This is a genomic window from Kocuria sp. TGY1127_2 (assembly GCF_013394385.1).
Classification (GTDB): Bacteria; Actinomycetota; Actinomycetes; order Actinomycetales; family Micrococcaceae; genus Rothia.
This window is the reverse complement of sequence record NZ_AP022834.1, coordinates 2,263,858-2,283,701: the sequence shown is the minus strand read 5'-3', so window position 1 is coordinate 2,283,701 and position 19,844 is coordinate 2,263,858. Positions and strand designations below refer to the sequence as shown.

General features: G+C 60.7%; 20 protein-coding genes. 9 read left to right on the top strand and 11 right to left on the bottom strand.

Going from position 1 to position 19,844, the window contains the following annotated elements; genetic code table 11:
* Positions 1-139: 139 nt before the first annotated feature.
* The 3 genes from sake_RS10250 to sake_RS10240 are packed head-to-tail and all read left to right on the top strand — an operon-like array spanning position 140 to position 1,979.
* A complete protein-coding gene (locus sake_RS10250) occupies positions 140-901 on the top strand; it encodes an isoprenyl transferase (RefSeq protein ID WP_129360728.1) in 762 nt (253 codons plus the stop codon).
* Between the two features lie 8 nt (positions 902-909).
* Positions 910-1,437 carry a prepilin peptidase gene (locus tag sake_RS10245; RefSeq protein WP_129360727.1) on the top strand — a complete coding sequence of 176 codons (528 nt, stop codon included), beginning with the start codon at positions 910-912 and terminating at the stop codon, positions 1,435-1,437.
* Positions 1,438-1,496: 59 nt separating this feature from the next.
* Complete coding sequence (locus tag sake_RS10240) at positions 1,497-1,979, top strand: NUDIX domain-containing protein (protein ID WP_129360726.1); 483 nt, start codon at positions 1,497-1,499, stop codon at positions 1,977-1,979.
* Between the two features lie 81 nt (positions 1,980-2,060).
* On the opposite strand, the gene sake_RS10235 is transcribed toward sake_RS10240, so the two are convergent.
* The 6 genes from sake_RS10235 to sake_RS10210 form a co-directional block, all read right to left on the bottom strand.
* Positions 2,061-3,806, bottom strand: a complete 1,746-nt coding sequence (locus sake_RS10235; protein WP_129360725.1) for a pyruvate dehydrogenase — start codon at positions 3,804-3,806, stop codon at positions 2,061-2,063.
* 173 nt (positions 3,807-3,979) lie between these two features.
* A complete protein-coding gene (locus tag sake_RS10230; RefSeq protein WP_238147736.1) occupies positions 3,980-5,737 on the bottom strand; it encodes an MDR family MFS transporter in 1,758 nt (585 codons plus the stop codon).
* An 86-nt stretch (positions 5,738-5,823) separates the two neighbouring features.
* The gene (locus tag sake_RS10225; RefSeq protein ID WP_238147715.1) at positions 5,824-6,495 is read right to left on the bottom strand and encodes a TetR/AcrR family transcriptional regulator; all 672 of its coding nucleotides are present in this window, start codon (positions 6,493-6,495) and stop codon (positions 5,824-5,826) included.
* A 187-nt stretch (positions 6,496-6,682) separates the two neighbouring features.
* On the bottom strand, positions 6,683-8,089 hold the full coding sequence (locus tag sake_RS10220; RefSeq protein WP_178945982.1) for a class II fumarate hydratase: 1,407 nt from the start codon (positions 8,087-8,089) through the stop codon (positions 6,683-6,685).
* A gap of 37 nt (positions 8,090-8,126) precedes the next feature.
* The gene (locus tag sake_RS10215) at positions 8,127-8,765 is read right to left on the bottom strand and encodes a carbonic anhydrase (RefSeq protein ID WP_178945981.1); all 639 of its coding nucleotides are present in this window, start codon (positions 8,763-8,765) and stop codon (positions 8,127-8,129) included.
* Positions 8,766-8,841: 76 nt separating this feature from the next.
* Positions 8,842-9,543, bottom strand: coding sequence for a DUF4245 domain-containing protein (locus tag sake_RS10210; RefSeq protein WP_178945980.1), 702 nt, complete (start codon positions 9,541-9,543; stop codon positions 8,842-8,844).
* Positions 9,544-9,823: 280 nt separating this feature from the next.
* Here sake_RS10210 and glpX point away from each other — a divergent pair, with 280 nt between their 5' ends.
* A complete protein-coding gene (gene glpX, locus sake_RS10205; protein WP_129360721.1) occupies positions 9,824-10,816 on the top strand; it encodes a class II fructose-bisphosphatase in 993 nt (330 codons plus the stop codon).
* Between the two features lie 104 nt (positions 10,817-10,920).
* The gene (locus sake_RS10200) at positions 10,921-11,145 is read left to right on the top strand and encodes a hypothetical protein (RefSeq protein ID WP_129360720.1); all 225 of its coding nucleotides are present in this window, start codon (positions 10,921-10,923) and stop codon (positions 11,143-11,145) included.
* Between the two features lie 56 nt (positions 11,146-11,201).
* On the opposite strand, the gene sake_RS10195 is transcribed toward sake_RS10200, so the two are convergent.
* The 4 genes from sake_RS10195 to sake_RS10180 form a co-directional block, all read right to left on the bottom strand.
* Complete coding sequence (locus sake_RS10195; RefSeq protein ID WP_178945979.1) at positions 11,202-12,203, bottom strand: peptidoglycan bridge formation glycyltransferase FemA/FemB family protein; 1,002 nt, start codon at positions 12,201-12,203, stop codon at positions 11,202-11,204.
* 17 nt (positions 12,204-12,220) lie between these two features.
* Positions 12,221-13,840, bottom strand: a complete 1,620-nt coding sequence (locus sake_RS10190) for an LCP family protein (RefSeq protein WP_129360718.1) — start codon at positions 13,838-13,840, stop codon at positions 12,221-12,223.
* A gap of 84 nt (positions 13,841-13,924) precedes the next feature.
* Positions 13,925-14,551 (bottom strand): 5-(carboxyamino)imidazole ribonucleotide mutase, encoded by a 627-nt coding sequence (gene purE, locus sake_RS10185; protein WP_178945978.1) that lies wholly within the window; start codon positions 14,549-14,551, stop codon positions 13,925-13,927.
* A 37-nt stretch (positions 14,552-14,588) separates the two neighbouring features.
* Positions 14,589-15,731 carry a 5-(carboxyamino)imidazole ribonucleotide synthase gene (locus sake_RS10180; RefSeq protein ID WP_243155775.1) on the bottom strand — a complete coding sequence of 381 codons (1,143 nt, stop codon included), beginning with the start codon at positions 15,729-15,731 and terminating at the stop codon, positions 14,589-14,591.
* A gap of 275 nt (positions 15,732-16,006) precedes the next feature.
* Between sake_RS10180 and sake_RS10175 the strand changes: the two genes are divergently transcribed.
* Positions 16,007-16,612 (top strand): GtrA family protein, encoded by a 606-nt coding sequence (locus sake_RS10175; protein WP_129360715.1) that lies wholly within the window; start codon positions 16,007-16,009, stop codon positions 16,610-16,612.
* Positions 16,613-16,628: 16 nt separating this feature from the next.
* On the opposite strand, the gene sake_RS10170 is transcribed toward sake_RS10175, so the two are convergent.
* Positions 16,629-17,405 (bottom strand): TIGR03089 family protein, encoded by a 777-nt coding sequence (locus sake_RS10170; RefSeq protein ID WP_178945976.1) that lies wholly within the window; start codon positions 17,403-17,405, stop codon positions 16,629-16,631.
* Between the two features lie 175 nt (positions 17,406-17,580).
* Between sake_RS10170 and sake_RS13565 the strand changes: the two genes are divergently transcribed.
* The 3 genes from sake_RS13565 (at position 17,581) to sake_RS10155 (ending at position 19,844) form a co-directional block, all read left to right on the top strand.
* Entirely contained in the window at positions 17,581-18,102 is a 522-nt protein-coding gene (locus tag sake_RS13565; RefSeq protein ID WP_129360713.1) for a WhiB family transcriptional regulator, read from the top strand.
* Between the two features lie 47 nt (positions 18,103-18,149).
* Entirely contained in the window at positions 18,150-18,485 is a 336-nt protein-coding gene (locus sake_RS10160) for a DUF3499 family protein (protein WP_129360712.1), read from the top strand.
* A gap of 69 nt (positions 18,486-18,554) precedes the next feature.
* Entirely contained in the window at positions 18,555-19,844 is a 1,290-nt protein-coding gene (locus sake_RS10155; RefSeq protein WP_178945975.1) for an Ig-like domain-containing protein, read from the top strand.

Below are 19,844 nucleotides of genomic sequence, written 5' to 3'. Positions count from 1 at the left end.
CGTGAAGCGCCTGTGTGACTGTGGACGTGCACATCGGGCAGGGGCGAGAGAAGGTACGGTTAAGCCACAAAGGATCTTTGGTCGGTTGCTGAACGACGTTGGGATCTGCCATATAAACCTCTCGGGTCAAAGGAACATCATGAAGCTAGTCAAGCCTCTGTACAGCGTGTACGAGCGCAATCTGGCGGCTTCTATACCTTCTGAACGCTTGCCCCACCATGTCGGCGTCATGGTGGACGGGAACCGCCGTTGGGCGGCCCTCATGGGCCAAACCACCAAACACGGCCATCAGAAAGGCGCCGAGCGCATCATAGAATTCCTCGGATGGTGCCGTGAGCTCGGAATCAACGTCGTGACCCTCTATATGCTTTCGACCGAGAACCTGAAGCGCCCTGCCTCCGAACTGGGGGACCTCATCGGGGTCATTGACGATCTTCTGCATGAGCTTGGCAAGAGCCGAATCGCGCGTCTGCAACCGGTCGGGGCTCTGAATCTGCTTCCCGAGGGGCTGCCGGAGACAGTCGCGGGTGTCACGGAACAGACCGCTGACGTGGACGGACTGCACGTGAATATTGCTGTCGGGTATGGCGGACGCCAAGAGATCGTCGATGCCGTTCGGGAATTGCTGAGCGACGCCGTCCACGCCGGTCGCGATATCGCCGACGTCGCCGAAGGTCTCACCGCGGACGACATTTCAAGCTATCTCTACACGAGGGGCCAGCCCGATCCCGACCTGGTGATTCGCACTTCGGGCGAGCAGAGGCTCTCCGGGTTCATGGTCTGGCAGTCGGCCTACAGCGAATTCTATTTCTGCGAAGCCCTCTGGCCTGATTTCCGCCGCGTTGATTTCCTGCGCGCTTTGAGGGACTACGCAGGACGGCAGCGCCGCTTCGGATCCTAGAGCAGCCAATGATCGATGTGATCTGCTCGTGGTGGGGCAGAGGCGGCCCCGGCATCGCCGCCGGAGCGCTCGGCGGCATCTGCATTGCGATCTACGTGCTCGCCATTGGACGGTTGAGCTGGATCGACGCGCATGAGCACCTCCTGCCGCGGCGTATAGTCCGGCCTCTGTACCCCGTGTTGGGCGGTGGGCTCTTCGTGGCCGCCTGGTGTGCGGACGAGGCCGATCGGATGATCACGTCGTTCCTCGGTGCACTGGTGACAGGAGGGGTTTATGCGGCCATGCGCTTGCTATCCCCGCGATCCGTCGGGCGTGGAGATATTAGGTTGGCGCCGCTGCTCGGTGGGGTGTGCGGCTTTGTATCGGTTCCTCACGCGGTTGCGGGCGTTGTGCTGACTTTCTGCGCATGCGGCCTGTGGGCGTTATTTCTGCTCATTCTGCGGAGGACCGAGCCCCATGGGCATGTCGCCCTGGGCCCATGGATGGGTGGCTGCTCGGCCGCGGCATGGTTGGCCTTGCCCGAAAGCATGGTGTGAACGACCGCGAGTAAGGTGGGTGCTGATGTCGACGTCGTCTCCAGAAGGAGCAAGCCCACATGCCCACACCGGACTTCATCTTGTCACTGCGCGAGAAGATCGGGCATGACCCATTGTGGATGCCCGGAGTGACGGCCGTGATTTTCGATGAGCGAGGTCGAGTCCTTTTGTGCCGCCGCTCGGACAACGGCGCGTGGACTCCCATCACCGGAATCGTGGACCCGGGAGAAGAGCCCGCGGTAACGGCCATCCGCGAGGCCGAGGAAGAAGCCGGCGTCGTGATTGAAGTCGAAGGCCTCGCATCGGTCAAGGCCAACCCGCCGCAAACTTTCACCAATGGAGACCGTGCTCAGTTCCTCGATCTGACTTTCCGATGCCGCTACGTTTCCGGAACGGCTCGCGTGAACGACGAGGAATCCACGGAAGTCGCATGGGCCGACCTCGATGACCTCCCGGAGATGAGCGAGCGGATGCGTTACCGGATTCGATCGGCCTCCGAATTCACCGGCCGTACAGAGTTTTCTTTGGAGGGCCTCGAGTAGTGAACGAAAAAAGCGTTGCGTGAAAAAGGCGGTCTCAGAGAGGGGACTTTTTCACGCAACGCTGTTATGTGAGGTCGGTTTCTACCTCAGCGCATTGATATTGCGCATATTCGAACGGGCCATCGAAACGGCCTCACCCGCGCCGCGGTTGAACACGATCTTGGACATCGCGGTCGCGAAGCCGAAGACCATGCTGTTATTGATCTGCGGGGGAACCGAGAGGGCCAGCGGATCCGTGATGACCTCCACGACGCTCGGGCCGTTGTATGCGAGGGCATCTTCGTAGGCCTTTTGCAGCTTCCGGGGATCGGTCACGCGAATCGCGTGGAAACCCATCGCCTTGGCCACGTCGGCGTAGTTGATGTCGGGCACGTCGACGCCGTAGTCCTGCAGACCATCGACCATCATCTCCATCTTGACCATGCCAAGCGTCGAGTTGTTGAACACCACGATGTTCAGCGGCAACTGGTACATCGAGGCGGTCGCGAGTTCGCCCAAGAGCATCGAGAGGCCGCCGTCACCTGACATCGAAATGACCTGACGGTCGGGGAAGGCGACCTGTGCGCCCACGGCCTGCGGCAAAGCGTTCGCCATCGACCCGTGCAAGTAGGAGCCGATCAATCGCCGGGTTCCGAGCGGGTTGATGTACCGAGCGGACCAGACGTTGCACATGCCGGTATCTGCGGTGAAGATCGCGTCCCTGTCTGCGACCTGGTCCAGCAGGGAAGCGGCGTACTCCGGGTGGATCGGCTTGTGCTTCTCCACGTTGCGGGTGTACGCGCCGACGGCCTTGTTCATGATGGTGTCGTGCCGCTTGAGCAGCTTCTCCAGGAACTTGCGATCCGTCTTGCGATCGACGGCGGGCAGCAGCTTCTCCAGCGTCTCCAGGACGCTGCCTTCGATCTGGAGATCCACGTTGGTGCGTCGGCCCATGCGCTCGGGCGCGATGTCGACCTGGATGGTCTTGGTGTCCGGGAGGAACTGGTCGTACGGGAAGTCCGTGCCGAGCATGATCATCAGGTCGGCGTCGTGAATGCCTTCCGCGGCGGCACCATAGCCCAGCAGACCCGTCATACCGACGTCGAACGGATTGTCGTACTGAATGAAGTCCTTGCCGCGCAGGGAGTGCCCGATGGGGGCTGCGATCTTGTCGGCCAATTCGACGACGACGTCGTGGGCGCCCTTGGCGCCGGCACCGACGAAAAGAGCAACCTTGTTGGCGTTGTTGATCTCAGTAGCGAACTCGGCAATCGTCGCATCCGAAGGAACCTTCGGGGAGCGGCGGAGGTTGCCGATGGCCGGTGCCTCTGCGGTGGCGTCTTCATCTGCGAGGTCGCCCGGGAGGGTCACCACGGAAACTCCGGACTGTCCGACCGCGTAGCGGATCGCGGTCGAGAAAACACGCGGAGCCTGGTCAGTCGTGGAGACCAACTCGTTGTAGACGCTGCACTGTTCGAACAGGCGGTCGGGATGGGTTTCCTGGAAGTAGCCCTGACCGATCTGAACGCTGGGAATCTGTGAGGCGATGGCAAGGACGGGGGCCTGGGAGCGGTTCGCGTCAAAGAGCCCGTTGATGAGGTGGAGGTTGCCCGGACCACAGGAACCGGCGCACACGGCGAGTTCACCGGTCAACTGGGCCTCCGCACCGGCGGCGAATGCGGCAGCTTCTTCGTGGCGGACATGCACCCAGTCGATGCCGCCTTTCTTTGCGCCGCCTGTGGCGCGCACGGCGTCCACGATGGGGTTGAGGGAGTCACCGACGATACCGTAGATACGGTGGACGCCGGCCTCGACCAGTTGCTTCACGATCTGTTCTGCGAGTTTCAATGTTCCTCGATTCTTTGTCGATCGGATTCGACCTAACTCAATCACGCTTCTACTCACTTCAACTAGGCCTTTAAACAGACTATTCCGCCCCGGGCCTTCTTGAGGGTCGAATCACACAGAAGGGGGGCGGAATAGTGTTGTGCGGAACATTTCCGCGGTTTTGCGTGTGTTTCCTAGCGTTCGGTGGACTGGTGCACGGCGGACTCGTCCTCCGAGTCGACTCGCGCGGCGTGACGTCCCCTGTATCCCTTGACGGTGTCGTCCTCGGAGGGATCCGAGGATTCTGACTCTTCGGTCGCACCATCCGAGTCTGAGGCGGCGTTGGTTGAAACGACGGGGAAACTACCGGTCATCAGGCCTTGGTAGGCAACCTCTGCTTCTTCGCCGTCAATGGCTTCGCCCCTGGCGACCATTCCGGAGACCGAACGGAGCGGAATCTCCTTGAGGAAGAACGCGAGGACGAATGCCAAGGCCATGAAGGGCAGGAGATACCAGAATACGGGTGCCAACGACTCTGCGTATGCACGAACCACGCCATCCCTCAGGAAATCGGGCATATCGTTGAGCATTTGCGGGGTCAAGGACGAAGCAGAGTTCCCACCAGCGCCTTCAGCGCCGGCTCCTTGCGCAGCTTCCGGCGGCAACGACGTGAACAGATCGCCGAGCTTCGTCGACAGCTGCGAGGTAAACATCGCACCGAAGATTGCGACGCCAACCGAAGACCCCATCTCACGGAAGTAGTTGTTCGCGCTCGTGGCCGTACCCAACTGGGTGAAGGGAACCGAGTTCTGGACGACCAGTACGACAACCTGCATGATGAGTCCCAGGCCGAAGCCGAAGCTGAAGAGCATCGCGCAGATGACCCACACCGGGGTATCTGCCGTCAGTGAGGTCATCCATACCATCACGGCCGAGGTCACCAGGGTCCCGATGAGCGGATAGGCCTTGTACTTGCCGGTCTTCGAGATCAAATTACCCGAGACGATCGAGGTGAGCATCAGGCCCACCATCATCGGCAGCATCAGCAGCCCAGAGGCCGCGGCCGACGTCCCGGTCGACATCTGAAGGAAGGTCGGGATGAAGGCGAGGGCCGCGAACATGCACATACCCAGGAAGAATCCGATCGCCGTCGCGACGATGAAGATCCGGTTCTTGAACAGGGTGAGCGGAATGATCGGGTCGCTGGCCTTGGACTCGGTCAACACGAAGACGAAGCCAGCCAAGAGCGCACCGGCGCCCCACATCCAGGTCTCGATCGCGTCCCAACCGTGGGCGTCGGATCCGCCGAAATCGGTGAAGAAGATCAAACACGTCGTGGTGATCGACAAGAAAATGACACCCAGGATGTCGATCCGATGTTCCGGGCGATGGGACGGCAGCTTCAGGAACACCATCGCGACGATCAGCGCTACGACGCCGAGCGGAACGTTGACGTAGAAGCACCACTGCCACGTCAGGTGGTCCACGAAGAACCCGCCCAGCAGCGGGGCAACGACGGCGGACATGCCGAACACGGAGCCCATGACACCCATGTAGCGTCCACGTTCCTTGGCGGGGATGATGTCACCGATGATCGCTTGGGCCAGAATCATCAGACCACCGCCGCCCAGGCCCTGAATCGCACGGAAGATCACGAAGAACCAGAAGCTCGTGGACAACGAGATGACCAGGGAGGCGCCCGTGAAAATCACCAGCGCGATGAGGAACAGGTTGCGGCGCCCCAAGGTGTCACCGAATTTGCCGTAAATGGGCATGACCAGGGTGGACGCCAATAAATAGGCCGTGGTGACCCACGTCTGGTGCTCGACGCCGCCGAGGTCGCCGACAATAGTGGGCAGAGCCGTCGAAACGATTGTCTGGTCCATGGAAGCCAAGAACATGGCGACCAAGAGAGCCGCGAAGATGGTCCAAATCCTTCGCTTGGTCAGCAGAAACTTACCGTCAGCGTTGGTAAGCTGCTGGTTGCGCCGCGACTTCTTGCCCGCCGCGGGGGCCGCGCCTTGCGCGGAGGTACTGGTCAATTCTTCTCCTGTAGGGTCATGCTCGACGCGTCCGTTACGGGGCTGAACCCGATGCGTGCGACGTCGTCGTAAGTCTTGATGAGTCTCTCCGGCCCATACGTCGTGGACTCTCCGAGATGCTCTATGTAAAGGTGGCGGACCGTCTCGACGGTCTTGAGTGCGATCATGCGCTCTTCGGAGGACAAATGCGGATGTCTCTGTCTGAGGATCTCCGAACGTTCCTGGAAATTGGCTTCGGCCTTCTTGATGAAATGGTCGATCAATTTCGGATTCTCCGTGATGATCCCTCTGACGCGTCGCATGTGCGAGGGTCTAAAACCGTCCAAACGAGTGCGCTCAATGTCGGCATACATGTGGATGATTTCCCCGACGACGGAACTGTCCGAGGAATGGTAATCACCCGAGAGATACCTCTCTCGATAAACCGCGCGGACCTCTTCAGACTCGATGTCGAAGATCGCGTCTTCCTTGCTCGCAAAGTAATTGAAAAAGGTTCGCCGCGAAATACCCGCTCGTGTTGCAGCCTCGTCGACAGTGAATCCGTTGAAGCCGTTTTCCTCCGCGAGGTCCAAACAGGCTTCGTGGATTGCTCGTCGAGTCTCGAATCGCTTGCGCTCGCGGAGTCCGTCGCTCCGAGTCTCGGCTCGCAAATATTCACTTTCTGTCACAAAGTGTATTTTTGCACTCGTGGGGGATGAGTGCAAATAAATCTGCTGTGACGTGCAGCTACATGGTGGGCGAACCTCTCCCTGCCAGCGGTTTCGGGCGTAAAAGGGCCGGCGTCCTCGTGGAAATTCGGGAAGTTCACGACGACGCCGGCCCGGTCACGCGCACCGAAGCGCGTAGTTCGAAAGCCTAGTGGTTTCCGAGCATCTTGGTCACATCTAGTGCTTCATCCAGCTGTTCCTCCGTAACCTCCCCGCGTTCCACATAACCGAGCTCGATCACTGCGTCGCGCACGGTTGTTTTGTGGGCAACGGCATGCTTGGCAATCTTGGCCGCGGCCTCGTAACCGATGAGCTTGTTCATGGGAGTCACGGTCGAAGGAGACGCCTCGGCGAGGAACCGGGCGCGTTCTTCGTTGGCCTCCAGGCCATCGATCATCTTCTCCGCCATCACGCGTGTTGAATTGCCGAGGAGTCGAATCGATTCGAGCAAATTGGCGGCCATGACCGGGATGCCCACATTCAGCTCGAAAGCGCCATTGGTCGAGGATAGGGCGACGGCGGTGTCGTTGCCGATGACCTGAGCCGCAACCTGGATCACAGCCTCGCAGATGACGGGATTGACCTTGCCGGGCATGATCGAGGAGCCGGGCTGCAAATCGGGGATGCGCAGCTCGCCCAAACCGGTGTTGGGGCCGGAGCCCATCCACCGAATGTCATTGCACATCTTCATGAGCGAGTATGCGATGGTGCGCAACTGTCCGGAAGCTTCGACCAGGCCGTCGCGGTTGGCCTGCGCTTCGAAGTGATTGCGTGCCTCGGTCAAAGGAAGGCCTGTTTCCTCGGCGAGCAACTCGATCACGCGGGCGGAGAATCCGTCCGGAGTGTTGATTCCCGTGCCCACGGCGGTCCCGCCCAAGGGGACCTCGGCCACGCGGGGGAGGGCGGCGTCGATGCGTTCGATGCCGTAACGAATCTGTGCGGCGTAGCCGGAGAATTCCTGGCCCAAGGTCACTGGCGTCGCATCCATGAGATGGGTTCGCCCCGATTTGACGACGTTCTTGAACTCTTCGGCCTTGTCCTCGAGCGACGTCGCCAACTGGTCCAATGCAGGCTTGAGGTCATTGATCAATGCACCTGTCACGGCGACGTGCACCGAGGTCGGGAAAACATCGTTCGAGGACTGCGAGGCATTGACGTGGTCGTTCGGATGAACTTGGATGTCTTTGGCCTCGAGTGCGCGGGAGGCCAACGTCGCAAGAACTTCGTTGGTATTCATGTTCGAGGACGTACCGGAACCGGTCTGGAACACGTCAATCGGAAAATCGTCGTCGTGTTGGTGCGCGATCACCTCGTCCGCAGCACTGCGGATGGCCTCGGCCCGATCCTGGTCGAGGACATCGAGTTCCAAGTTGGCCTGAGCCGCGGCCTTCTTGACGCGCGCGAGAGCGGCGATGTGCGCCGACTCCAAGGTTTTGCCCGAGATCGGGAAGTTCTGGACAGCACGCTGAGTCTGCGCACTGTACAGGGCGTTGACCGGTACTCGGACCTCGCCCATGGTGTCGTGTTCGATGCGGAATTCTGTATTTTCAGCCATACCGCCAGTTTAGGCCGACAGTGCTTCTATTTCCGCTCTAGGACTGAAGATCGTGCGATGAGAAGACGAGCTCGGCCTTCCCGTCCCTGAGGTGGTAGAACATGCCGATGACCGCGGTCCGGTTCTCGTCCACGGCATTCGAGATGATTTTCGACTGGTCAATCATGCGCTCGGCGACTTGCCGCGTGTTGGTGCGGACCATTTCGTTCAGCGTGACGTCTTCCGCATCGGAATTGCGACGAGTCTCGATGACCGCCGGCATGATCTCTTCGACCAGGTTCCGGACAAAGCCTGGTGGCATAGCACCGGTCTCGTAGGAATCCTTGGCGGCGGTCACCGCACCGCACGAGTCGTGGCCGAGCACCACCATGAGCGGAACCTGCAGATCCGTGATGCTGTATTCGAGAGAACCGAGGGAAGCGTTGCTGAGCACCTGACCGGCGGTCCGGACGACGAAGGTGTCGCCCAAGCCGAGGTCGAAGATGATCTCTGCGGCGAGACGGGAATCGGAGCAGCCGAAGATCACGGCGAAGGGATTCTGCCCGCCGGCCAGGGATTCTCGCCGGGCGGCGTCCTGATTCGGGTGGTGGGACTCGCCGGCAACGAATCTGGCGTTGCCGTCCGCCAGTCGTTTCCACGCTTCTTGAGGAGTGATCTGTGCCGGCTTCTCAGACATGTGTTCGGGGCCCTTTCGTGGAGTTTCTTCATGCAGCCCAGCGCGAGTGGACGACTTCAGTTGATATTAGGCATGGTCAGCCGCTTTGCGCGGAACTCGTTGGGGACGGTGACGTGGCATCGCCGTTCTTGAGGGACTCCAACGACTGGTGCGCCAGATCCTTGAACTCGTCCCGTTCGGCATCGCCGGAGAGAATCAGTGTGGTTCCGTTGACGTCGCCCACGTATGCGGTGGTCTCGTTCCCACCGTTTTTGTCCTGTTTGACACGGGTGCTCCACGTGACGCCGTCAATATCGGTCTTGCCCGTGGCCGGGGCGCTGTCGGTCTTCTGCGAGATCCAGGTCGGGTTGGCCTTGTTGGTCTGCGTGACCGTAATGAAGCCTTGGGACGGTGTCACGAATCCGGCTTCCCAGAACGGCACTCCGTCCGCCGAACCGGAATTCCAGCGGGCGAAATTCGCGTGCCAGGAGTCGTCCAACTGCGGTGCGACGACGGCGTATCCTGCGGTTTCGCTGGCTTCCTGCGCGGTCTTGGTGAGATCCACATCCGGCCGGTACGACTGGTTGTCCGGTCTGGGTACGAGCCACAGGAAAGGGAGGAGAATCAGAAGGAGAGCGATCATCGAGAAAACCATGGCCCGCACGGGTGTGTTGAGACGTTTTGCCTGAGACTCGGTGAGCTGCGGTTTGACGGGCAACTCATCACCGTCGGTGCCGTCCCTGCCCGAGGAGGGCTGGCCGGATGGATCTACGGGATTCTCGTTGTTGGATTCGCTCACCCGGCTATTCTGCCGCAGCCGGAGGGATGCTCAAAGCTGACTCATGAAACTCGCGGGCTCTTTCACGGTCGCACCCAGCGACGAGAGCTCGGCCTGCGAAGAATGAGGGTTGCGTTCGTCAGGGACAACCTTTCGTCATATCGGGCGACCTGAGCCCGGCGTCGGGCAGAGCAAGTAAGCTGGGCAGAGCACCCGTGTTGGGCAGACAGGCCCACGGACACCACGTGGCGCGCCACAGGCCGGTGCGTCGCGGACGACAACTTCGAAGGCGAGGATCTCTGTGTCGGAAGCGAACGAACAGAACAACCAGGCTGACCGCAACCTAGCGCTCGAGCTGGTTCGAGTAACCGAGGCCGCAGCGATCGCGGGCGGCAACTGGGTAGGGGCCGGGGACAAGAACTCGGCCGACGGTGCGGCCGTTGATGCGATGCGTAACATGCTTTCAACCGTGCACTTCAACGGCACCGTGGTGATCGGCGAAGGCGAAAAAGACGAAGCCCCCATGTTGTTCAACGGAGAACACCTGGGTGATGGGGACGGTCCGGCCCTCGACGTCGCGGTCGACCCCGTCGACGGAACCCGCCTCACAGCGCTCGGCATGAACAACGCGTTGTCGGTCATCGCCGTGGCCGACGGTGGTTCGATGTTCGATCCGTCCGCTGTTTTCTACATGGAAAAGCTGGTGACCGGCCCGGAGGCTGCTGACCTCGTCGATCTCCGCCTGCCCGTCAAACAAAACCTCCACTTGGTGGCCAAGGCCAAGGGCAAGCGCATCAACCAGCTCACCGTGTGCATCCTTGACCGGCCTCGCCACGCGGATTTGGTCGAAGAAGTCCGGGCAACCGGTGCACGAACCCGCATGATCCTGGACGGCGACGTCGCCGGCGCTATCGCAGCGTGCCGCGACAACACGGGCGTGGACGTGATGCTCGGAACCGGTGGCACCCCGGAAGGAATCGTCGCGGCCTGCGCCATCAAGGCTACCGGTGGCGTGATCCAGGGCCGGCTGGCGCCCAAGGACGACGAAGAAAAGCAGAAGGCGCTGGACGCCGGGCACAACTTGGATGCCGTTTTGACAACCAACGAGTTGGTCACAAGTGATAACTGCTTCTTCGCTGCAACCGGTGTGACCGACGGAGATTTGCTGCGTGGCGTTCGTTACTTCGGCGACCGCATCAGCACCCAGTCGATCGTCATGCGGTCGAAGTCCGGGACCGTGCGAATGGTCGAAGCTGAGCACATTGCCGAAAAATGGGATAAGTACCAGCGGTAATTCCGACTCATATTTCGCAACGGCCCGGGGGCGCGAGCATTTCGCCGCGTCCCCGGGCCGTTCCGGTATCCTCTCCTGGCTGACGGCGCGTCCACTGCCGGGACGTGCTCGACAACGAGACGGAGCACGAGATCACGTTAACGATCGAATCGTTGCGGGGACACATGACCGTCATCCTCATCGCCCATGGTCTCTCCACGGTCAAGAAGGCGGACGAAATTCTGTTCTTCTCCGGAGGGCGGTTGAAGAACCGAGGCACGATGGCCCGGCTCAGTAAGATCGAGCCGGAGTTCGCCCGACTCGTCGAGCTGGGAAGTCTCGGGGTCTAGGCCTCTGCTCACCGGCGTCGGAAGAGACCCTGTGAGCAGAACATAACGACCGGTTGTTACCGGCGCAGCGTCTTCCGTACCCGGGCGGCCGCGGTAGAGACAAAGCGTTTCGCCTTCGGGAAACCGGTTTCCCGAGCCGAGTACGCGAGCCGGTAGGCCTTGTACGCCAGGTTGTTGACCGGGAGATCCCACGTACCCGGAAGCGTCACGGGGTAGCCGCCGAATGATTTCTTGAAGCCGGTGAACCCCGCCCACGGGTGGTTCGGCTCGCCCTCCGGCGCAATGCCGAACATATCGAACCGAGTCAGCCCTTTGTTCTTGGCATCGAGCATCATGGTCGAGACCAAAGGGTTATTGGCACTGAGTTTGCGGTGCTCGTACGACATCGACGCGTGCGCGTAGGTTCGAGTGTCCTCGGAATCATAGACCATCGCCGCTCCGATCGGCTCGCCATCGACGCGAGCAAGGTAGACCGATGCGGCGCCGAGCGGCATGAGCGACTTCGCGGCCTGCGTCAGGTAATCATCCTTCTGCCGGTTGAATCCCACTCGCTCCGCCGTCTGGTTCAAATACTTCAGCAGAACTGCGATGTCGGCAGGATCGTGCGATTCCTCGAAGCTGACCCCCTTTTTGTGAATGTTCCGGTGGAGGTTCCGGTTGGTGGACTTCATCCCCTTGAGGATCGCGTCCTCGTCCTGAGTGAGATCAACCATCCACGTGTGACTCGGCTGAACCTGTCGGGGCGCGAAATGCATTCCGCGGCTCTCAAGATCCTCGACCTGGTCTGCCCCTTCGGGGAACATTTCATCGCGGGTCGGTTCCACACGGATGAACAGGCACTTCTTGCTGGCGGCAAGCTGCTTGAGATCCTCGAGGGCCCGAGTGAAGGCCTGCGCGGAGTTGGCAATCGGCCCGTACGGGCAATACAAGTAACGCCCTGTACGCCCGCCCTCCAAGGTAGCGAGGTACGAGTAACCGTCACCCGACCTCTGGAATACCTCATGGCCTAGATCGCGCTGAAATTTTGCCCACGCATCGGACTGCAGAATTGTGCTCATTCTTCCCATCTTAGGAGTTACGGGACTGAACAGGTGCCATTCTCGGTGAGGTCGGCGGCAAGCTGAACATCGAGGTTGTCAGCCTGGGCCGTATTGGTCCGGTTGTGGCTGCTCAGGCCCAGCGTCTGGGCCACAGCAAGCGGGGAAACAGCCGATACGGGATTCGCCCCACCTCCGGGGGCCTCCTGAGCGCTCGCGGCCTTGGTATCCGGGGTCTTGCCGTCCTTGGAATCCTGAATGACCTTCGAAACCGACGACTGGAACTCATCGAAATCGGGATACGTCGGGAACTCCTCTGCGAAGTAAGGCGGCGCCATGCCGTACTGGATCAGGTCGTGGTCCTTGGACTTGAGACCAAGGTCCACGAAGCTCGGAAGCTGGTTCTCGGGAATGTCGGTTTCAATGATTTTCTGACCGGCGTCGGAGATGTCCTGGAAACGGGTCAGAAGCGTGCCGGGGTCGAGTTGTTTGAGCATTGCAGACTGCACGCAACGCTGCCGGGCCTCACGATCGTAATCCGAAGCACCCTCACGGGACCGTCCGTACCAGAGGGCGTGGAAACCGTCGAGGTGCTGCTTACCAGGCTCAATGTATCCGTCGATGGGGTTCGGCTCGCCGGTGATCTCGTCGTGTCCGCCGCCGATCGGCACCCGTCCACCGACGTTGATATCGATGCCGCCCATTGCGTCGATGAGGTTGGAGAACCCGTCCATGTCCACCAGCACATAGGCCTGGATGGGGAGCCCGGTGATGCCTTCCGCGGCATCCTTCATGGCCTCAGCTCCGGGGTCAGCGGCATTCGGGTAGAGGTCTTTGTGATCATTGGCGACATCGGGGTACAGGGCGTTGAGGATACATTCGTCGCCGCAGTTGTACCCATCCGGGTAGATGTCCCAGAGCGGAGAATCCTTGGAGAACTGTGCATTCTGCGTATTGCGCGGCAACGAGATCGTCACGGCCTGCCCGGTCTTCGCATCAACGCTGAAGACCGTCATCGAATCGGGGCGTCGACCGACGCGATCATCACCCGCGTCACCACCCATGAGTAGGAAGTTGTACCGGCCGTCCACGGGTTTCATCTTCGCTCCGGAGGCAAAGATTCCGCTGACGGCCCCGCGCCCCACGTTCACCAGATACGCCGAGTACCCGACACCGCCGGCAGTAACGAACAGCAGAACCACGAATCCGATGATCACAGCGGGGCGCATGCCTTTGGCCAGGAGTACGGGCCGAATCAACCGCAAAGTGTCGAAGAACAGGAAGGCCCAGAAGATCGCCAGGGCCACGAGCACGATGACCAGGACGAGCGACATGTAACGCCCCGTGACGAGCTCGATCACCCAGGCGCGATGGATCAGCCACGTGAGGAGCAGGAGAATCAGCAGAACCCACACGGTCAGCGTGACGGTCAGGGCGATCCGCCCCACCTTTCGGTGACCTGCAACGAGCTGGGCCGAGCCTGGGATGATGGTCGTCAGAATCAGGAGTAACCAAGCCCTCTTGGTACGCGTGAGAGCCCCACCTGAGCGGGGATTGCGCAGGGGGTCGGTCATTCGCGAGCTGCCAACGTGCTCGTCCAGCCCGCGTGCGGCCTCGATGTGGTCGGAGGGATCCTGGTTGCTTGGGGGAGTAGTCATGATCGAACCCGATCCTACAGTTTGACCAGCGAAAACACGTGGCTTTGCCGGAGAATTTGGGGAAGTTGAAAGTGTTTACCAGGGTTACGGTGCGTAACCGGCGGGCGGGTCGTCGACTTGCTCTTCGGCAGGAACGGACGGCCGGCGGGGCCTCGAGGGAGAATTCGCTTCGTCGCGCTCCTGGCGGCGTGCCTCGACTTTTTGGGTCAACGCGGCCCCCTTGTCCTGTGCACTCTGCTTGAGATTCTCGGCGAATTCCGAGAGCTCCGTACGAATTTCGCGCGCGTCGCGCGAATCCCCGGACCCCAAGATTCGGAGCGCGAGCAGCCCAGCATTCTTGGCCCCATTGATCGATACCGTCGCAACGGGAACCCCGGCCGGCATCTGAACGATCGAGAGTAGAGAGTCCATGCCGTCGAGGGTTTTGAGCTGAACGGGAACGCCGATCACAGGCAGTGAGGTGACCGAAGCCAACATCCCCGGCAGATGTGCCGCACCACCGGCACCCGCGATGATCACTCGCAACCCCCGCTCCTCGGCGCTCTTGCCATATTCGATCATTTCTTCGGGCATTCGATGCGCCGAGACCACCTGGGCCTCATAGGACACGCCGAAGTCCTCCAGAACATCGGCCGCCGCCTCGAGCGTGGGCCAGTCGGAATCGGATCCCATGACCAACCCGACGAGTGGGGTCTCTTGCGTATCGCTCATTCTGTGCTCCTTCACGATTGATGAGGCCGTGTGGCCCCTAGACCTGACCTTGTGCTCGGTAATCTCGTATGCCCGTAGCGGCGCCGTGCGCGAGTTGACGCAAGCGCGTGAGCTCATCCGACGGACCGGTCACATTGATGTGGCCGACCTTGCGCCCCGGTCGCACCGATTTTCCGTAGGTGTGGATTTTTGCCCCGGGATATTCGGCCATGACGGCCGGATACGCCGAGAACACATTCTGGTTCTCTCCGCCCAGGAAGTTCTTCATCACGGTCACCTGAGCGAGGCGGTCGGTCGAGCCCAAGGGCAGATCCAGAACGGCGCGGAGGTGCTGTTCGAACTGACTGGTCACCGAGCCGTCCTGAGTCCAGTGGCCCGAGTTGTGCGGGCGCATGGCCAGTTCGTTCACCAGAAAGCCGGGGCCACGACCAGGGGTTTCGAAGAGCTCAGCGGCCATGACCCCGGTGACGCCGAGCTCTGATGCGAGGAGCAAAGCCGCTTGCTGGGCTGAGCCGGCAGTCTGAGAGTCGATGTCCGGGGCGGGAACGATGACCTCATCACACACCGAATTGACCTGAATGGATTCCGCGACGTCCCAGGTACACGTCTCGCCGCCGGGACGGCGAGCGACCAACGCCGAGAGTTCCCTCGAGAAATCGACTTTTTCCTCGACCAGAAGAGCGCCGTCGGTCCAACCGGCGTCACCGGCCTTCGCAAACCAGTCGGCGACCTCGGGGGAGCCGACGTCGGCCGGTTCCACAAGCATGACCCCCTTGCCGTCATAACCACCGCGAGGCGTCTTGAGGACAACCGGCCACCCCGCCCTCTCGCCGAATGCACGCAGCTCGTCGGGGCTCGTCACGGCCTCCCACTGGGGGTTGGGCAGACCCAGACGGTCGACGGCGCGGCGCATCTCGATCTTGTCCTGCGCATGCAGGAGGGCCCCGGGTCCTGGGTGGACCGCAACGCCGTCACGAATGAGCGCACGAAGGTGGTCGGTCGGGACATGTTCATGGTCGAAAGTCAGAACGTCGACACTCCGTGCGAATTCCCGGAGAGTACTCAGGTCCGTGTAATCACCGACGGGAGACCGCGGAACGACCGCCGCCGCACACACCTCGGGCGATTCCGCGAGGACACGCAATTCGATACCGAGTTCACTCGCCTCGGGCGCCATCATGCGGGCCAGCTGCCCGCCACCTACTACACCGACAATGGGACCAGTCTTGGGAAAAATCACCCTTTCAGGCTACCTGTTGATCTCGGTCACGGTGACAGATTTCGTGGATTTGTGCATTCGAATCGGGGCTCGCACAGGTAGACTCACTCTGAGCCGTAGGGGTTCTTCTCGAGCGATTATTCTTCGGCCTCGAATGCGCCCTTCCGCGGTCGCCAACTGGAACAGGAGGCGAGCGGCGCTGCGGCGTCCCCTATACCCGATTTCGTGGAGTATGAGTGTCGACCGTTGCTGAGAAAGTCCGTGGGCTGTGGGATCTCTTCCTGAAAGAGGTCCTGAAGTTCGGGATCGTCGGTGCGTTGGCCTTTGTCGTCAACGCGTCTGTCACGTTGCTGCTCATGAACACCTGGTTCCAGGACGAAGGGCACGCCAAAGCAAAGTTCATTGCCGGCGTCGTGGCGACTCTCTTCTCCTGGATCGTCAATCGTCTCTGGACTTTCCGCGACAAGCGCCAGGACAACAAAGTTCGGGAGGCCGTTCAATTCGCGGTCGTCAACCTCATCGGCATAGCCGTCGAATCCGGTTGCGTGATGTTCACGTTCTATATCTTGGGGCTGACCTCGAAAGAGGCCTCGTTCATATCCGGAACAATTGTCGGCACCGTCTTGGGCACGATCGTTCGATACTTCGCTTACCGATTCTGGGTCTACGGCGGACAGAACGAGGCCGAAATCTCGGACGAGCAGGCTCACATGACGCGAGAAGAACGAGTCGGCCGGTTCGTCACCGAGGCCACCGAGATTGTGACGGGAACCCTGGACGCGGACGAGGTCGTGCGGCGCTCGCGAGGGCGAGGTTCATCCGGTTCCTCGCCGACGCCCTGAGACTTGCCCCGCCTGTTCAGTCCAAGAATTCTGCCTTCTCCTCAGAGGCGATGGTGGCAAGCCGCTCTTCGTGGCGACCGACGCTGGAATCCACCAGCACGAGTGCCTTCCCGGCCGCCACGATCCCGCAAACTCGTGCCAAGAAATCCAAGTTCAGCGGCTGGCTGCCCGCATCGACCATGATGCCTTGGCGGTCGTCGTCCGTTTGGGCAACCCGGTCGCACCACGACGAGGCGAGTTCGAGCCACTCGTTCAGTGTCACCGTCTGGTAGGCGCCGTTCACCACGGCGCGGCCGATTCTGTGCGACCCCATGACCGCATCGATCGGATCGAAAAGGTCACCGAAGGATCTGATCTCGGCGCAGTAGTCGAGCGAATCATCCGGCCACTGCTGGACCTCCTGGTCGTAGCTCATGGCCAGGGCGCCGCGGGCCATGAAAACGGCGGTCTCCGCCTCCGCCGCGCGATCGTCGACGTCGAAACCGAGCCAGAAGGTCGATGCCTCGTTATCCGAATTCACCACGCATCCTGCGCGCAATGCGCCGAGGGTCGCGGCTATACTCCTCCAGTGCGGAGGTGCCGCAACGTCCAAGGAATCCCCGTGAGCGGCGTCGAGCTCATCCACGAAGAGATTGGCCGACTTGGCAATCCAGTTTTCGGTGACCTTGCCGGAAAGTTCGATCCGCTCGGAATCGGGCCCGTACCAAATCAGCGCCGGCCTCGAGGATGAGGCGAGAGAACGACTGAATGTCTCCAGATTCGCGAAATTCTGGGGTGAGGGCGTGTGCGTCATGGGCCGAGTCTACCGGCATGTGAGACGAACGCGACATGCGGCGTGAGTTGGGAAACAGCGTCGGTCCTTGACTTTTGAATCACATTCGAGCTTGACGTCAGCGGCTTACACGGTTGTAATTATGAGTGGAATTTTCAAAACCACCGCGCGGCAGGGAGCGCAAGGAAGGACGAGCATGGGCGAAGCAGTGCGGCGCCGGAGCACATCACCCGCTTCCGATGGAAGGGGTATCAGCCCTTCCGTTCCAGTCGACTGGTACGTCGATCCTGCCGATCCTTCCGCCTTAGGTCGAGAGCCCATGAGCTCCCTGGAAGACCAAGCAACTGCTTTTCTCGCCGCGGCCGATGACCGCGAGAAGAAAACCGGTCCGTCGAACGATTCCCACGAGAACCGTGTGGACCTGTTCTCCTCGGACCCGGACGTCCTCAAGATGTGGCAAGCAGCCGCCGGTCAGTATGGCACGGATGACGAAGAAGGTGAACTCGCCTGGCAGGCCGATGCTCTGTGCGCTCAGACCGACCCGGAGGCTTTTTTCCCGGAAAAAGGCGGTTCAACCCGTGACGCCAAACGCGTGTGCTCGGAATGCCCTGTCAGTGAAGCATGCCTGGATTATGCGCTGGCCAAGGACGAAAGATTCGGTATCTGGGGCGGCCTGTCCGAACGTGAACGCCGTCGTCTGCGCAAACGCGCCAGCTAGCCTACGCACACCGTCCTCACAGCCGACGGTAGTAATCTTGGGATCCCATGACTGAGAACATTCGTATGTGCTCGCGCATGATGTGTCATCGCGAGGCAACTTATACCCTGACGTACGCGTATTCGGAATCCACCGTGGTTATCGGACCGCTGGCGACCCGAGTCGAGCCTCACGCGTACGACATGTGCTCCTTCCACGCTGCACGGCTCACTGCCCCACGAGGGTGGGATATAGTTCGTTTGGACGTTGACGATACGTTGATGGCACCGGCTGGGGAAAGCGCTGGTGCTCTGGCGCAGCAGCAAGAGCCGGAAGAATCACCTGCGGTGCCGGACAACGTCACCAATCTTCACTTCTTGCGCGGGCTCGGCCCGCGCTCATAATTGCCTTGAGGTCCGCGTCGGGGGACGCGGTTGCCCTTGTATGCCGCACATTGGAAGGAATACTGCATAGTGACCGAACCGACTCCACAGAACCACCGGTCGGCCGGCCCTCGAAGAATTCGCGGCCTGGCCGGTCAGGGAGAAGGAACACCACATGGCCTGACTCGCCGCAAAGCTGTAGCAGGAGGCGCGCTCGGGATCTTCAGCGCGGCCATCCTCACAGCCTGTTCGAATACCGACGATTCGAGTGCGTCTCCGTCCTCGGGATCGGGGTCGGCATCGTCGTCGAATGACTTCACTCCTCAAGTTACTGTCAAACCTGCGGCCGATACCGATGAAGTCAATCCCGTGGATCCCGTCACCGTGACCACGGAGGAGGGTCGGCTCGAGCGAGTAACGATAGAAGGCGGTTCCCAAACCGTCGAGGGCCAGGTCTCGGAAGACGGTCTGACCTGGACTGCTCAGGGGCCCTTCGAATTCGATACGCAGTACACGGTCAATTACACCGTGACCAAGGGACCTTCCAGGCACGAGGGAAACAGCAAATTCTCGACCGTCGTCGCCGCCAACGAAGCCGACGCCAAGATCAATGTGGGAGACGGCAAGACCTACGGTACGGGTCAGGTGATCCAGTTCGACTTCTCGGAGCCTGTAACCAATAAAGCTGATATCGAAGCTGCCATCACCGTGACTGGCGGAGGTGTCGGCCCGGGTCGGTTCCGGTGGTACTCGGACACCATGGTCAGGTATCGTCCGCAGGATCTCTGGGCGCCTGGTTCGCAGGTCACCATCAACGCGGATATTCTCGGCAAGAATCTGGGCAACGGGCAGATCGGTAATCAGAATTACCAGGTCACCTTCAACACGGCGGAAAAGCATTATGCCTTCGTGGACAACAACACCAAGTCCATGAAGATGTACGTCAACGACCAGCTCGTGCGCGAGGCGCCGGTGACTTTGGGGGACAAGGACTGGCCGTCCGTAACCGGAAAATTGGTCATCATGGAGCAGTCCAAGAAGTACAAATTCGACGCCAAGACTTTGGGGCTGAAGAAGGGCGACGAACACTGGTACGAACCCTTCGAAGCCACGAACACCAACCGTTTGACGGCCAGTGGTGCGTTTGTGCACCAGGCCGAGCCCTCGGCATACAGCTCGGTGGGCGTGGCCAATATTTCCCACGGTTGCATCGGTCTGTTGCCCGATGACGCACTGTTCTTCTTCGACACTTTCACCGTCGGCGACGTCGTGGAAACCCAGAACACGGGATACGGCCAGGCCAATCCGGATAATGGATACGGTGACTGGAACATTCCCTGGGAGAATTACACGGACACCAGCTGGCACGGCAATTGGTGA

Bases quoted from the DNA above. Each gene is read 5' to 3' on its own strand.
- sake_RS10250 (WP_129360728.1), top strand. From the start codon at position 140: ATGAAGCTAGTCAAGCCTCTGTACAGCGTGTACGAGCGCAATCTGGCG.
- sake_RS10245 (WP_129360727.1), top strand. From the start codon at position 910: ATGATCGATGTGATCTGCTCGTGGTGGGGCAGAGGCGGCCCCGGCATC.
- sake_RS10240 (WP_129360726.1), top strand. From the start codon at position 1,497: ATGCCCACACCGGACTTCATCTTGTCACTGCGCGAGAAGATCGGGCAT.
- sake_RS10220 (WP_178945982.1), bottom strand. From the start codon at position 8,089: ATGGCTGAAAATACAGAATTCCGCATCGAACACGACACCATGGGCGAG.
- sake_RS10215 (WP_178945981.1), bottom strand. From the start codon at position 8,765: ATGTCTGAGAAGCCGGCACAGATCACTCCTCAAGAAGCGTGGAAACGA.
- sake_RS10195 (WP_178945979.1), bottom strand. From the start codon at position 12,203: ATGAGCACAATTCTGCAGTCCGATGCGTGGGCAAAATTTCAGCGCGAT.
- sake_RS10190 (WP_129360718.1), bottom strand. From the start codon at position 13,840: ATGACTACTCCCCCAAGCAACCAGGATCCCTCCGACCACATCGAGGCC.
- purE (WP_178945978.1), bottom strand. From the start codon at position 14,551: ATGAGCGATACGCAAGAGACCCCACTCGTCGGGTTGGTCATGGGATCC.
- sake_RS10180 (WP_243155775.1), bottom strand. From the start codon at position 15,731: ATGATGGCGCCCGAGGCGAGTGAACTCGGTATCGAATTGCGTGTCCTC.
- sake_RS10170 (WP_178945976.1), bottom strand. From the start codon at position 17,405: ATGACGCACACGCCCTCACCCCAGAATTTCGCGAATCTGGAGACATTC.
- sake_RS13565 (WP_129360713.1), top strand. From the start codon at position 17,581: ATGGGCGAAGCAGTGCGGCGCCGGAGCACATCACCCGCTTCCGATGGA.
- sake_RS10160 (WP_129360712.1), top strand. From the start codon at position 18,150: ATGACTGAGAACATTCGTATGTGCTCGCGCATGATGTGTCATCGCGAG.